This is a genomic window from Enterococcus sp. DIV0008, from assembly GCF_050542615.1.
GTDB classification, from domain to species: domain Bacteria; phylum Bacillota; class Bacilli; order Lactobacillales; family Enterococcaceae; genus Enterococcus_D; species Enterococcus_D innesii.
On record NZ_CP172937.1, the window covers coordinates 3,244,001 to 3,259,503 of the forward strand.

The window sequence follows — 15,503 nt, forward strand, 5'->3', positions numbered from 1 at the left end:
TGCATTTTGGAAACGTTCCCACCATTTTCGTTTATAGATTACCATAGCCATTTTTTTAAGTCAATATTTTTTTGTAATTATTCTTTCACCCACACTAAGCTTCCTTCAATTCATTTATGGTTTTCGAAAATTGTTATAAAATAAGGATCTCGATTATTTCATTAATCTTATTTTTTCTCTACTTTTCTAGCATTCTTCTTTTATGAGTTTACTTATCACAACTCGCATCCTCTAATCTCTTTTCTACCAATCATTCACTATTTAACCGTTCCAATCGGAAGATTATCTGGTTAATTATTTAAAAATAGCTCGGATTCACATTTATTTTTTGCTTTTTAACTAACTAAAAGCGAAAAGATAAGAGTTAGATATGTAAATGTATATAAGGTTAGGAGCTGTTAGATGAACTTTTTAGGGGAATCTCGGAAAACTAAAGATATTCAAAAAATTGTGAATTTACTCCAAATCAATACAAAGCTTTTCTTTCAAGTAATCAAGTTTTCTATAGAGACGCTTGCGCTTTCCTCCTATAGCAGCCCCATACTTAGTCAATCTCAATATTCAGCCACATAATACTTTTGCATATGAATAATCTGTGATTAGCTACCGATCAAATCTACAATAATCATTGTATTCTCGATGTAAGAACGTTTAGATCACCACACAAAAAGCTAGTCAGGGACTGTTCCTAACTAGCTGTATCTACTTTTTCATCTTCATGTGCCATTATCAAAGTAAACTATTAAAGCTAGTTTCATCTTATAAAAACCTCGTAAAGGAGTTTTTATCTTGACCACTACCTCGCTTACTTTTAACTAACTTTAAGCTTCCCTGCAATCAGCCCCACTAGAAGCAATAAACTGCCGGAAAGAACAAACACCCACCGTACATCAAAAACATCTGCCACCTGTCCCATCAACAAGGTGAATAAAGCAAAAACACCGGAATTCAAGATGCCTGAGGCAGCGTAGATGGCAACCAATCGATCGGCTGCTACTTTTTGTTGGATTAATGAGGCTTGTGGGATATTTTTGATCTGGGAAAAGAGCCCGATTAAAACGGATAATCCTAGAATCAAAAAGCGATCGCCTGATAGGGCAACGGCAACAGTGATCAGTCCGCCTAAGACAGCACCCATTACAATCGCTGTTCGTTTGTTTTTATCAAACCGCTCGGAAAATCGCATCACCAACGCACTTCCTAGCAACGCGCCAACAAAATAAGTGGCGTTGATATAGCCCCACCAAGCATCAGGTGTCTGCATCACTTCTCGAACGAATACTAACACAATTGCGGACACCCAGGCTGTATTGGCGATACTTTCCAGCATGTCCATGCCAACGATTACCCGAACAAGAGGATCTTTCATAATCCAGCGCCAACCAATAAACAACTGGTGTGCTAACGGCTGCTTTTCGTTTTTTTCTCGAGTCGTTCTAGGCAAAAACGCTAATACTATCGAGGCACTTAGAAACAGAAAGCTGTCTAATAAAACCAACTGATGAACAGAAAATACCAGCAGCAAGGAGGTTCCGATCGCCCAACTGCCGATGTTGACTGTTTGAAGCATCGAATTGAAGATTCCATTGGCTTTGACGAGTCGATGCTTTTCCACATATTTTGGGATCAAGGCACGGCTAATTGGTTCTGAACAGCCGTCCAAAAACGAAATCAATGCGACAAGGCAATATAAAACCAATAGATTCATCGTTTCAGCTTTCAAATAGAGATACGCGGTCATAAAAAAGAGCACGGCTGTTTTGCACATCTGGCTGACCTTCAGCACTTGTTCTAAGCGAAAATAACTCGTGATGACCGGTGAGAGGAAGCCGGAAATGACACCGCCTCCTGTTACTAGTACCGGGACCAGCGCCGCTGCCAAAGCAGAGTCTGTCCAGCTAAAAATAGAACTGATAATTGCCACAATATAAATGGTATCCCCGACATTCGCCACTGTTTGGCCAATGATCAATTGGGTAAATCCCTGATTCCTCTTCATTTGTTTTCCACCTTTACTTAGAAATAACGATTGCTCGTTTTTCTAGTTATTGATCGCCATTTGCTAAGTAAAGGATTTTATTTTGTCTGATTCATTTTTGTTCGTGCCTCCTCTATCTGGTGTTGCCTAGCTGTCTAATAGTTCTACTATACCAGATTGACGGGCAAAATTATCTTATGTACACTATAATCACATTGCTTAAGGAGGCGCCTATGAATAATTTAGGAACCACATATCGTAAAATCAGAAAAAGCCGCGGCATCACGCAAGCGCAAGTTTGTAAAGACCTGCTTTCAAGAACCACCTTGTCTAAATTTGAAAATGAAAAATTAACGCCTTCCGTTACCCTTTTTATCGCACTTTTAGCGCGAATCGATTGCGGTTTTGATGAATTTTTTTACATCGCCCAAGGATACCGTTTAAATGAAAAACAACAAATCTTGCATCAATTTTTCTCTTTGTTTTCCAACCAGGATCTAAAAGCATTGCTTGCTTTGAAAGAGCAATGTTTACTTTCCCAAAAAACATCCGTCAGTAAAACCATTGACTTATTGTTGTATGTAATCGACTCTCTCACAGCGCTCTCAACGAATGCAGAAAAAGAAATTCCTTGCCTGCCCAAAGTTCTTTTGACGGTTCCCTGGGATACGCTTCAAGCTTATTCCGACTGGACCCTTGATGATATCAAATTGATCAATTGTCTTTTATACCACTTTCCAGTTGAAACCGCCCACGTCATTGCCAAACAATTGATCCATCAGCTAAAAAAATACGAAGCACTAGAAAATACTGTGCCTTTACAGTGTGCGATTCATTTGAATGTCGCCTTGCTTTATCTGCAAGAACAGCAACACCCAGAGGCGAAAGAAGCCGCGGATCAAGCCCTGCTATTGGCAAAAAAGAGCAAGCGCTATGATTACTGTTCGTTAGCCACTGCTCGAAAAAGTTTTGCGATCGGAGATACGGATTTATTTGCCCAAGCAAGACAGATGGCGTCGTTGTTTGAGGATAAATGGACTTGTGAATTGATTGAGAAGGAAGGACGACAGTTTTTAAGTTGATGGCAGGTTGATGGCAGGTTGATTGGAGAATTACAATGCTTATAGCGGATATAGTTAGAAATAATCAGATATAAATCAGAATGACTCAATAACAAAAGACAGATGACTATCTCAATTAGTCGTCTGTCTTTTATTCTTCCTATCTTTCTAAACGTCCCTACTTCACCGATCCCAACATCCCAGCCACAAAATACTTTTGCAGCGAGAAGAAGACCACCATTGTTGGCAGGGTTGCGATCACGATTGCTAGCATCATTAAGCCATAATCTGGATTATTGGCGGCACCGATGGCAGAAATCATCAGAGGGAAGGTTTGCTTTTCTGGTGATTGAAGGGTGATCAACGGCCATAGGTAGCTGTTCCAACTATTGATGAAGGTAATGATGGCAGCGGCCGCATAAGTTGTTTTCATGGTTGGCATGTATATTCGGAAAAACAAGCCTAGTTCCGACAGGCCATCCATTCGCCCAGCTTCAAGCAGTGACTTGGAAAACATTTTTGTGTTTTGTCTGAAAAAGAAAATCAGAAATGCGGTCGATAGTGTTGGCAAAATGACTGAAGCTACTGTATCGAGCCCAATAAAAGGAATCGTTACTGAAAAGCTGCCGAACATTCGAAACAGCGGAATCATGGTGGCGGCAAAAGGCAACATCATCGACAAGAGCAAAATATTAAAAAGCATATTTTTTAATCGGCTTTGATAGATCTCAAATCCGTAGCCGGCCAACGAAGCGATCGTCACGGATAAAATCGTCTGTAACAACGCAATTCTTGCACTATTAAAGAATACTTGTTTCAAGTCATAGGTTGCGACTAGGTTACGCCAGTTTTCTAGCAAATGGGTACTTGGCAATAGTTTGCCTTGCATGATATTTACGGTAGGATTGGTGATACTCACTAACATGAAATAAAAGGGAAAGGCAAACAGAATGGTAAAAACACCCAAAAATACATATGTGCCTACTTTTTTCATTTGTCCTCTCCTCCGATCTTAAATTGGATCATGGAAAAGAAGATGACCATGACGACAATGGCATAAGAAACTGCAGAGGCGTAGCCAAAATCTGGTGTATAGCGAAAGGAGAGATTATAAATATATTGGGAAATCGTCGATGTGGCGTTTCCTGGTCCACCTTGGGTCAAGTTCATCGGTTCATCAAATAACTGTAGTGTCCCAATCGTTGACGTCACAGCTGAAAACAAAATGACTGGCTTCAGCAAAGGGACGGTGATTTTAAAAAATTGTTTGGTCGGAGAAGCGCCATCGATTCTAGCAGCTTCATAAATTGCTGGGTCAATGTTTTGCAAAGCCGATAGAAAGAAAATCATATTGTAGCCGGTCCAGCGCCAAGTGATGGCTAAAATGATAATGACTTTTGACCAAAAGGGACTAGAGAAAAAGGCGATCGGCTCAGAGACAATCGACAGTCTCACTAAAAGGGCGTTCACCACGCCATTTGTTGCAAACAGTGATTTAAAGACCATGGAGTATGCGACTAATGAAGTCACTGCTGGCAAAAAAATGATCGTCCGAAACAGGCCTTTTAGCTTTAGGGTTTTCTGATTGAGCTGGACGGAAAAGAACATGGCCAACAAGACCATGACAGGCACTTGAAAGCCCAAAAAGATCAAAGTATTTTTCGTGGCTGTCAAAAAGGTTTGATCCGAAAACAGCCGCCGATAATTCGCTAGTCCGCTAAAGGTCAGCCCGGTGCCGCTTCCTGATTGCAAGGATAATAGAAACGCTTGGATCATTGGATAAAAAGAGAAAAAGAAGATTAAGAGTGTCGGGATAGCAATAAATAGCCACCCCGTGATCACTCCTTTTTTATAAAATAATTTATTTTTCATCGTACATGCCCCTCAGTCCGTGTTAATTCAATTGATTGTCAGCAATCATTTGCGTATTTTTTAAGACTTCGTCCAAATCTGCTCCATTGACATAGTCCAAAAAGCCTTGATTCATGATGTCTTCCAACGCATAAGTGTTTTTCCCAAAGTTTACTGAAGGAATTTCATTTGCCCAGTTCATGAAATCTTGATAGATAGCCTGATCGTCGAAGAAGGGATCTGGTGCATGATACGCATCTCCTTGTGAAGCGGGAACGTAAGAACCGATTGCTCCGACGGTTTGAATCAGCTCTTCGTAAAAGGCGATATTTTTGCCGAATACGTCAGCAATATAGCTCAGGGCTTCTTCTTTCCCATCGATATCTAACACATAAATTGACGAGCCTCCGAGATTGGTCGCATTGACAGAACTTTCGATCGATTCTTGCTTTGGTACTGGAACGACTGCCCAATCGCCACTTTGGCTTTCTTCTGCTTTCACCGATGGCGTGATCCAGTTTCCTTGTAAAACGCCTGCTACTTCGCCGCTGTTAAAACCTGCTAGCATTTGGTCCCAGCCATTGTGTGTTGTCATTACTCCTGAATCAAGCAGCATTTTCAAATCTTCAATCCCTTGTCTCAAAGAAGGATTGCCGTCAATAAACGGCGTTTCACCATCCTCTGCGGTATACCAATAACCACTGGAATGCATCATCATTCGCAAATGTCCTAGATCATTCATATCGATGGACAGCAATGGTTTGCCAGTTGCTTCTTTCACACGGATCCCCAATTCATTGAAGGTTTGCCAAGTGATATTGGTGAAATCTGACAGTTCCAAACCCGCTTCTTCAATGATCGATTTTCGCAAGTAAACGCCCGCTACCCCTGAATCAAACGGCATCCCATACTGCTCGCCATCGATCGAAGACACCTCGATTTTGTAATCCATAAAATCGTCAACATTTATATACTCAGTCAATGGAACGAAATACTCTGGAAACACTTCTAAAAAATTACGGGCGCGAAAATCTTCAATCAAGACGATATTAGGCAATCCTTGGGTACTGCCTGAACTAAAGATGGTATTCATTTTTTGTACGCTGTCTTGTTGGGAAATCTCAGTGACATTGATTTTGAAATCTGGATTTTCTTCTTGATGATACGATTCCGCCAACTCAAAGGCTGCAATATTGAATTTTGGGTCCCACGCCCAGATGGTGATTTCCTCTGCGCCGTTTTGTTCGCCCCCCTCACGCTTTGGCGTATCGCTGCCATTCCCACAAGCAGCTAAGCCTCCTAGTCCTATCATTGCCATACATAAAGCTATTTTTTTCATTGTCATGCTCCTTCCACTTCTTTTTGATAGTTCATCTGAAAATCAAAGGCAAACGCCTGATTTTGCAATAAATACTTCGGTAAAATACCGGGACCGCAACTGGCACTTCCTAGTCCTTGCACCCCATAGTCAATGTTGACGGCAACTGCGTCGCTGGTTTCTAATTGATTGGTATGGGTCGCTTGTTCCAAATTGTTCTGGGTGTAGTGATGCACACTAAAATTCAGCGATTTGCTGGAAATAGTCAGTCCCGCTCCAGAAGGCTTAGACAAACGGAAGAATTTGGTCTTCATGCGGTTGCCATTTTCTTGCGGCCGCACATACGGCGTGTGCATCTCTGGAACGGTTCTTTCCCACCAATCGAAAAACCCACTTTGGCAACTATCAGGATAGGTTTCATGCGGCCCAAGTCCCAGCCACTGAACATTCTGATGTTGTTTATCCATCATCAGCTGCACACCGATTCGCGGCAGGGTTTTCGGTCCGTTTCCAAACGGGGTTCCTTGGACTGCGACACGGATGTCGCCTGCCAATGAAAGACGATACGTAAAGAACAAGTCAATTCCCCAGTCGAGGGAAATAGGCATGCTGTTGCGGCGAATCTCGACTTTTATTTCATCAGGGCGCTGTTCATAGGTAAACGCGAGCACACGCTCCTTTAAATGGCGAATGCGAAATGCTTCCCATTCCTTGGCGATGCTTGCCGAACCAAACTCTTCACTGCCTAACAAGTCGTTGTCAGTCGGTGCCCGCCAAAAGTTCATTTCAATCGGTTCAGTAAGCAAGGCTTGCCCTTCGATGAGCCACTGGCTCAAGGTACCTGTTTTCTTATGAAAAATATAGGTCTGCTCAGCCAAAGTAATCCTCAGTTCATTGGCCGTTTCTGAACAGTGAAAGGCATCCGCTTTAGGTATTTGTACGCTTTTTATTGGTTGATCAATGATGGCTTGTTCCCAAGCAACTGCGTGTTCTAGAGAAAAATCTGGCGCACTTTCTTCAAAGAAAAACAGCGTGACCACTGCCTGTGCTCTTCCTGCTAAGCTCAGCGTAGCTTCTTCTGGCAGGGAAATGGTTGTTTCTTCTTGAGGCAGGAGATTGATTCTTGGCAGCTCTTGTAAGAAAATCACCTGATCGTCTTCTTTGATTTGCAGGACTGGCTGTAAAGACGCTAAATTTCGAAAGTCGAAGCGGTTAGTGATGTGATAGATCTGTTCTGAGAGCTGGAAGGTGATTTTGACAGGCTGAATCACCTTCTTATACTCGAACAATGCTGGGGATGGCGTACGGTCTGGAAATAGCAATCCATCAATCACAAAGTTGCCATCATGGATTTCCTCTGCAAAATCACCGCCATACTTGTAGTACGTCTCACCAGAAACGCGGTCTATACTCTTGATGCCATGATCGATCCACTCCCAAATAAAGCCGCCTTGTAACCGGGGATAGCGATAAAACAATTTCAGATATTCGCTCAATCCACCAGGGCCATTGCCCATCGCATGACCATATTCACATAAAATATGCGGTTGTGTTAAGGAACGTTCCCCCTGTTCTGCCATTTCGCCAACAGATGTATACATAGTCGAAATGACATCAGACGCTTGGCACGCTTGCCATTCTCCCAAGGCTTTCAAGTGCCGTGCTTCTCCTTCATAATGAACCAGACGACTGGGATCTAATTTCTTGATCAGCTGCGCCATCTTCAAATGGTTTTCCCCATAGCCAGACTCATTTCCTAACGACCAGAAAATGATCGAAGGATGGTTTCTATTTTTTTCGACCATTCTTTTTGCTCGGTCTAAATACGTCGGCAACCATTCCTCACTACTGCTCAGTTCATTGATCCTTTGGGTGATATCCATCCCATGAGTTTCAATGTCTGCTTCGTCAATGACGTACAGCCCATAACGATCACACAGGTGATAAAACTTTGTATCTGCTGGGTAATGAGAACACCGAACGGCGTTGATATTGAATGCTTTCATCATCTGCACATCTTGTTCCATCGTCTCAACCGTCAGACTTCTGCCAGACTCACAATGCCACTCATGGCGATTGACACCCTTCAGAACCACCCGTTTTCCATTGATTTGGAAAATACCGTCAACTATGGAAATCTGTCTAAAGCCGACTTGGAGCGGAATGACCTCCAACAGTTCCTCGCCTTGATACTGTTTCACCAAAAGATGGTATAGATATGGTTCTTCTGCGTTCCAAGGAATTATCTCTTCAATGGTTGCAGAAATCGTCCAATCCGCTTTCACTCCTCGGTGGCGTTTCTCAGCTTTCTTTAAAACGGTTACATTTTCTTGATCTAGCAATTCGATTTCTATCGTACGTTCTAACTGCTCTGGTATTGTAGGGTTAAAGAAAAGCGAAACTTCCAAGATGCCATCTTTGTATTGATTGCATAAATCTGCTTGGATCGTTACATTTTGGATCGACTGCGGCTTACGGGAAAACAAGTAGACTTCTCTAAAAATTCCGCCAAGCCACCACATATCTTGATCCTCGACATAGCTCATCGCACTCCATTGCTTCACCTTCACACTAAGCACATTTTTGCCCTTTTGAAGATATGGCGTGATGTCAAACTCCGATACCAAGCGACTGCCAGTGCTGTAGCCAACATACTGATCATTGACATGCACCTCAAACACCGATTCCACGCCTTCAAAGTGAAGTACGTACGCAAGATCGATGTCCTCCACAATAAATGCTTTTCGATAAAAGGCAGTTGGATTATCCATCGCAACAGATGGCGGATCGATTGGAAAAGGATACTGAACATTCGTATAGATCGGTTTTCCATGCCCTTGAAACTGCCAATGAGCAGGCACCTCAATTTTTTGTTCATACACAATTTGATTTTCTGCCTCACCCAAATAAAAATCCCACAGACCATTTAATGACTGATACCCAAAAGATGCCTGCGGATCCCCTTGCATAGCTGCTGTGACCGTTTCATAACTAAAAAAACTGGTTCGAGGCGACAAGCGGTTTTCATGTAGTATTGCTGGATTGAATATTTTTTCTTGGAACATAGCTTCCTCCTGATGTGTTTCGTCCTGTCTGTAACAACCAAGTGACTTCTCCTCTATATGGACCCCTCTTTAAAGATGGCAATTACATAGAGATAAATTTGTTTCTGCTTTTCAAGTACTCCCTCCTTTCATTTCCTATGTAAGTTACTAAATATATTGATGTTTAACAGAAAATCCAAAACAATTATGCGTTTAACGCATAATATGCCGTAGCACAAAATTACTCACCTAAAATAAGGTTGAGGTGATTTTTATGTATCATAGAATTCGTGACTTACGCGAAGATAAAGACTTGAATCAAGAACAACTTGCTAAACTACTGAATATCAGCCAAACAACTTACTCCCGCTATGAGTCAGGGAAATTAGACATTCCTACCCAATCTCTGATTAAACTTGCAGATTTTTATTCTACTAGCGTCGATTACTTGCTTAATTTAACAGACCATCAAAAGCCTTATCCTCGTAACTAACAACATAATATGCGTAAAACGCATAAAAGTCAATATGCGATAAGAGCATAATTTAGAATAGTATCGAGGTGACGTGAATGTTTCAGCGAATCCGCGATCTGCGGGAAGACAATGATTTAACCCAACACCAGATTGCTACTCTTTTAAATATTTCACAGTCCACGTATTCTCGGTACGAGAACGGTGAGTTAGAGATTCCTATTCAAACGTTGATAAAGTTAGCAAATTATTATAATACTAGTATTGATTATTTGGTAAATTTGACTGATGTAAGAACTTCTTATAAAGCCAGTGAGCATTGATACCACGATTTCATTGTAATCACACTTTTAAATCATTTTAAGAGATAAGTAGATACTCATTAAGCCAATTTTCTCTTTCCGATTTTCTGTTTATATCAATGACTGAATGTGGCTTTAGCTTTAAAGCACTAAATAGAAAAACTCATTTATGTTTGCTAATAAAGAAACAGGTTTGTTTGCATTATAATCTATGATACTTATATAAGCATCAATAAAGAGGTGATTTTAGTGTATAAGGAAAAAGTGTTAGTGATCCATATTCAAGAACTTGTGAAAAGATATAATATTTCTTTACGGGAGCTTTCTAGGTGAGCAGATATAGACATTGCAAGACTAAGTGAACTATCCAGTGGAAAACGGCAACGGATCAATATTGAATACATCGAGCGAATAGCTGAAGCTTTGAATATAGATGATATTCGTGAGATTTTGACGATTGAGGATAAATGAAAGTTTTCGTAAATAGCACAACATAAGAAAATTATTTTCTCCGCTCCTCTCATGTTAATAGCTAGAAAAATAAATGGGCTTAACCAAAGAAAAAAATTAAATTTTTTTAATCCATCAACTACTAGATAAATAATATGTATCGATTGATACCTATATAAGTATCAACCGATGCCTATCATACTGTTTGCTACTTTTATAAGCAACATATTTTCTGGAATAATATTTATTAATTTCGTTATTCAACACATTATTGCTATTAATTTCTATGATTAATGACTTGCTTTCTTAGAAAAATACACATCAAGGATAGAAAAGCATTTAAAGTAAGATATAGTAATGAGGAGTTAGGACCAATATTATTCTCTGTGTCTTTGTTTTTAAAAACAGAAGTTCTTATCGCTTAAGCGTTTTAGTCTATAAAAATTTTTTTAGATAAATATTTAACAGTTTTTATGTTTTATATGAAGGACTATTGATAAAAAAGTACATTTATGGATAATCTTTGAACCCATTGACCAAAACCAAGTCAGCTACTATTGAATGCTAATAGAAATCTATACTTGTTTTTTTATTCGATTAACAATTTCCCAACCACTTACTAATTAATTTTAAATTCCTTGAAATTTTCTTTCAAGAGATTTTGAACCTTTTTCCCAGTACCATTATAGTCTTCATCATCCCAGTTAAAATCTTTCCTATTAAAAAAGTAATCTTTATATTTATCCTTGTTAACTATAGGATTGCCAAACATTGAGAAAATTTCAGGATATAGTAAAAGAAGTGCCCCTATACCATTTGTCTTAACCAACTGACTGTTTTCTTTACTTTTATCATGCATGTACCATTTTTCTGGAAATGTTGTCTTTACAATATTAAAATAAATAAACATCATAGAATAAATGTCTTGAGTATTCAAATATTCACTATCAATATTTTTAAATACAATTTTTAAGTAATCTACTAGAAAGGATTGAGATATTGTTCCTGTTCCTGTTCCTAATAGTTTCACTCTCCCATACAAAGGAGAGGTTTCTCTCAAATTTAATATTTTCACAGCCTGAACAAATTCCCTAGTCTCATCTATCTCTTTGTATGTGATATTGTCATATAGGTCATAGACCATTGATTTATTGACTTTTCTCTGATTTCCATTAATATCAATAAAAAGCTGTGTAGCAACAGACAAATCAGCATCTAAAATTAGTGTTACGGGCATTTCCATGTCATTGTATGTTTCCTTAAATGCTTCTACTAATCCAGCAAGTCTATGTTGTCCATCTATAATCGTAAATTTTACCTCATCTGAAAAACTTAGACTCCTTGAATCTATATCGATATCGTAGTTCTTTAAATAATCACTTTCTTCGAAAACGTTAAAAGAAAGAACTATAGGTGTAGAAAAAACAATACCATCTGACTCCTTAACAAACTTTGCTATGTCTTTAATTCGTTTCAAATCTGTTCTTCTTTGGATACCTTTTTCATTATTCTCAAATCTTAAACCGGTCTCTCTTTCAGTTTTCATAACATAATTTTCAGAATTCATAAAATCTTCAGTATTTTCCTGATAAGGGCTACGAAAATGAAAATTTACTACTTTAGAAAGAAACGAGATAGGCATTTTAGTCATAAAAAAAGTTTGATTATTTTGTTTTACTTCAAAATAGGGAAATTTATTTTTCATTTTACTACCTCTTATTATTATTCTGGATCAGATATATTACTATTTGCATCATTATCATTAGTAATATCATTTGATATCCTGAAAGTATCAACACTAATTGCATATTTTAATGAACATTTCCAATCAATAATTTGTTCTACAACAGATATTATTATTGGTATCAAAATGCCTATAACAAGGTAAAGAGACTCATTATTACTAGCTGTTAAAATTATAGCAAAGGCAAATAACAAGACTAATATGAAATTATAAACTATTTTATACCTTGGTAATCTCTTGTTTTGTTTCCGAAAATTCAAAAATTTGATTTCATTATATAAATCTATTTTTTGTTCTTTTCCTTCAAAAGCGGGATATACGACAACTTTTTCAGTATCATTGTATTTCAATTTGACCGTTGAAATTTGGTAATATTTAGTTCTTTTCCAATCACTGAGTATATTTCGATTTATTTCATCAACAAAAGAAGCCAACAAATCAGAAATTTCTATGTTACTTAGCCACAAAATGAAAATTTCACATCGCCCTTTTTCAATTGATTCAATTAATAAATAATCACCAGACTTCATCATAAATCCGTAAAGAGGGTTGACTCCAACTAATTCTTTCCAACCATTAATTTTTTCAATATTTTGATACACTTTAGAAGAAAATTCCTGCTTCTCACGAAGAATCTCATTTATTGTTTCGCAAAAAAGAGAATCTGGTTTTTCAAACCTGGCCTTTATGTAAAGAACACCCTTTATATTATCCATTGCGTACTATCCTTTTTTCTTTTGTGTAATTCTTTTATACCAAATTTGTCATAATCCATTAAAAAATCAGAACTCTAAAATAAATTGCACTACATTTTAGCTAACAGACAGTTATAATTTCAATCTATAGGATTTCTTTTATATGAATGGCTTGGTAGTATTAATCCTACATCAAACTTGTTAAAGAAAATCCTATAGACTGCATTTAAACCATAGCATGCGCTATTTTATTATATATTAATTAATTGAATATCAAATAATTATGAGTTTAGAGCATTTAAATATTCTAACAAAGTCGTTAACTCTCTTGTCTTGTTCATAACCTCACTTTTAGAAATAATTCTGCTACTACCGTGCGTACTTAAGTTAAGAAAAGCCAAAAAGCTGTCTCTCTCAGCCTTTGAGCCAATTGATTTAATTAGACCACTAATTATTTGCCTATCTTTGTTGTCAGTAATCAGCTGAACAAAATGAGCATAATCTTTTACAACTAACTCATAGTTATCAGATAAATTTTCCTCTTTAGGAATTCCTCTATTATTTAAAATATCAATGACAAGTAACTCAACAAGTGTTCTAACTGAGGACACAAAAGTATAGCTAAAATTATCGTTTAGCGCCAGTTCGTTAAGCTCTGTGACAAAGGCTTTAATACTTGTAGGTAAATTATGGGCTTGCGATACAGGCATCTTAATAAAATCTTGTTTGTGGAATGTAGATTGAATTTCTTTTGAAGGATCTATCACTCTAAAATATGCCTCTATCTCATGTTTTAAGCTAGTTTTTTTGTCACTAAGAATTATATTCAATTTAACTTCTCTTATGGAATCAAAGGTTATCAATCCTCTACTCTTTTGATTGTTGACATCCGATTCATCACAAATTACATCTAATTTTACACCCTTGTCTTTTTCACCGAAACTGTTTATTACCGTAAAAAGATCATCATATTTATACTCATGATGCAATTTTACATCACTAATTTTAACCTTGACTTGTGGAGGATCAGGTTCAATTATATTTATTGTAGTAGTAACAATCTCATCTTCCATTTCATCTTTAATGATCCATTGTCCACACTTATTAAAATTTATTTCATCAGTTTCAGCTGTTTCATAAAAGATCTTTCTATGAGCGTTACTGCGAAGTTTAATAACTCCAGACTGAAACTCTTCATCAATTTCACCTAAATAGAATTTTCTTTCTATATCTTTTTTTTTCTTTTGTTTTTTAATTATTTCTACAGAAAAACTTTTACCAAATAAATTATACTCAATTTTATCACTATTAATATTCGTATTAATATGGCTTTTTAGTAAGACATCTGACTTAACTAAAGTCATTGTGTCAAATTCATCAGTAACTTTTTCTTCATCAATCATTTTTGTGTTTAATAATGCTGTTTTACCATTGAGCTCGTTTTTTATTGTTGAACCTGTTGTTTGAATTCTTTTATTCAGTTCTTTGATAGAATTTGTAATATCATCAGTTAAACTATTTTGCGAAAATTGTGTTCTGTCAGAATTAAAACTAATTCTTGGATCTGAACTTGTGACACTCACATATCCTATCATTTGCGATAAAATTAAAGAAGTCTTAATCGGTTTCATAACACCGGTATCAAATATCGAATAATTATTAAAGAGATTATTGTTTACGTACAATAATGGTGTGAGTTCAAGAGAAATAGGATTATAAAAAAGTTCATTGATTTTTTTCTTTCCATAAGATTCTAAAATGTAAGTTTGAATATCTAAATTCAATAAGTAACCCTCGTTTTGAGCAACAAAATCCTCTGAGTATAATAATTCGTTTTTATAAAAATAATTTATTTTATTTTCGATTGATGAAAATTTAACACGAAGAAATTGTTTTGTCTCATGCTGCATAGCTAAATCAATTTGAGTATTTGTCCTATACTCATTTCCATCTATTATCAATTTTATAATGAAATTTGGATCCGGGATAATTTCATTATATTTTTGATTTTTTTTGGAAATAAAAGAATTAAGAATTTTAGTTAAATTAACTTTATCAGAAAGATACTCTTTCAAATTACCTATATTGTATTCATCAATTTCAACACTAATTTCCGTACCGGTAGTTTCATTCTCTTCTTTTTGAAAATGAGTTATTGCTAATGGGTAATCTGATACATTGTACTCTTTAATAAGTTTGTTAAAATCGACTGAAAATTCCAAAACCTCTTGTTTCTTAGTTTTCCATTTAACTTTTCGTCCAAATTTAAAAACAGATAAAAATCCTAATCCCTTTGAGCCTTGAATTAATCTTTTATGCCCATTTACTTCGATCTCATGACCATATTCTTTTTCACTTGATGATATATGAAACAATTTATTAACATCATCAATATCCATTCCAGTTCCACTGTCTCTAACGATAAGATTCTTCTTTTCAGAATCAAGTATTATCTCCACCCATGGTGAACCTGCGTCATAAGAATTTTTTATTAACTCGTTTAAAGCAATAATATTATTAGGAATCTTCTCAGATAATTCGCTAATTATATTACCGCTGACAGTTATCTGTGATTGTGTTGTTTCCAA

The 15,503-nt window shown here is 37.0% G+C and carries 12 protein-coding genes; 4 read left to right on the forward strand and 8 right to left on the reverse strand.

All coding sequences use genetic code 11. The features are described from left to right. Positions 1-811: 811 nt before the first annotated feature. Positions 812-1,999 (reverse strand): MFS transporter, encoded by a 1,188-nt coding sequence (locus IGI84_RS15325; RefSeq protein WP_430600527.1) that lies wholly within the window; start codon positions 1,997-1,999, stop codon positions 812-814. Between the two features lie 212 nt (positions 2,000-2,211). Here IGI84_RS15325 and IGI84_RS15330 point away from each other — a divergent pair, with 212 nt between their 5' ends. Further along, positions 2,212-3,060, forward strand: coding sequence for a helix-turn-helix domain-containing protein (locus IGI84_RS15330; RefSeq protein ID WP_413158535.1), 849 nt, complete (start codon positions 2,212-2,214; stop codon positions 3,058-3,060). A 157-nt stretch (positions 3,061-3,217) separates the two neighbouring features. On the opposite strand, the gene IGI84_RS15335 is transcribed toward IGI84_RS15330, so the two are convergent. The 4 genes from IGI84_RS15335 to IGI84_RS15350 are packed head-to-tail and all read right to left on the reverse strand — an operon-like array spanning position 3,218 to position 9,273. After that, positions 3,218-4,033 (reverse strand): carbohydrate ABC transporter permease, encoded by an 816-nt coding sequence (locus IGI84_RS15335; RefSeq protein WP_087626654.1) that lies wholly within the window; start codon positions 4,031-4,033, stop codon positions 3,218-3,220. After that, the gene (locus IGI84_RS15340; protein WP_087626655.1) at positions 4,030-4,911 is read right to left on the reverse strand and encodes a carbohydrate ABC transporter permease; all 882 of its coding nucleotides are present in this window, start codon (positions 4,909-4,911) and stop codon (positions 4,030-4,032) included. Before IGI84_RS15340 ends, IGI84_RS15335 begins: the two co-directional genes overlap by 4 nt. A gap of 22 nt (positions 4,912-4,933) precedes the next feature. Beyond that, positions 4,934-6,229, reverse strand: a complete 1,296-nt coding sequence (locus IGI84_RS15345) for an ABC transporter substrate-binding protein (RefSeq protein ID WP_270267096.1) — start codon at positions 6,227-6,229, stop codon at positions 4,934-4,936. Positions 6,230-6,231: 2 nt separating this feature from the next. Beyond that, positions 6,232-9,273: a glycoside hydrolase family 2 TIM barrel-domain containing protein gene (locus IGI84_RS15350; protein WP_430600530.1), complete on the reverse strand. Its 3,042-nt coding sequence runs from the start codon at positions 9,271-9,273 to the stop codon at positions 6,232-6,234. Positions 9,274-9,526: 253 nt separating this feature from the next. Between IGI84_RS15350 and IGI84_RS15355 the strand changes: the two genes are divergently transcribed. The 3 genes from IGI84_RS15355 (at position 9,527) to IGI84_RS15365 (ending at position 10,497) form a co-directional block, all read left to right on the forward strand. After that, positions 9,527-9,745, forward strand: a complete 219-nt coding sequence (locus IGI84_RS15355) for a helix-turn-helix domain-containing protein (protein WP_015510596.1) — start codon at positions 9,527-9,529, stop codon at positions 9,743-9,745. Between the two features lie 77 nt (positions 9,746-9,822). Then, complete coding sequence (locus tag IGI84_RS15360; RefSeq protein ID WP_115233002.1) at positions 9,823-10,047, forward strand: helix-turn-helix domain-containing protein; 225 nt, start codon at positions 9,823-9,825, stop codon at positions 10,045-10,047. A gap of 324 nt (positions 10,048-10,371) precedes the next feature. Further along, positions 10,372-10,497 carry a hypothetical protein gene (locus IGI84_RS15365; RefSeq protein ID WP_333474041.1) on the forward strand — a complete coding sequence of 42 codons (126 nt, stop codon included), beginning with the start codon at positions 10,372-10,374 and terminating at the stop codon, positions 10,495-10,497. A 598-nt stretch (positions 10,498-11,095) separates the two neighbouring features. Here IGI84_RS15365 and IGI84_RS15370 read toward each other — a convergent pair. The 3 genes from IGI84_RS15370 to IGI84_RS15380 form a co-directional block, all read right to left on the reverse strand. Further along, positions 11,096-12,181 carry a DGQHR domain-containing protein gene (locus IGI84_RS15370; protein WP_430600532.1) on the reverse strand — a complete coding sequence of 362 codons (1,086 nt, stop codon included), beginning with the start codon at positions 12,179-12,181 and terminating at the stop codon, positions 11,096-11,098. Positions 12,182-12,198: 17 nt separating this feature from the next. Beyond that, positions 12,199-12,936, reverse strand: a complete 738-nt coding sequence (locus IGI84_RS15375) for a hypothetical protein (protein WP_430600534.1) — start codon at positions 12,934-12,936, stop codon at positions 12,199-12,201. Between the two features lie 260 nt (positions 12,937-13,196). Continuing rightward, complete coding sequence (locus IGI84_RS15380; protein WP_430600535.1) at positions 13,197-15,503, reverse strand: ATP-binding protein; 2,307 nt, start codon at positions 15,501-15,503, stop codon at positions 13,197-13,199.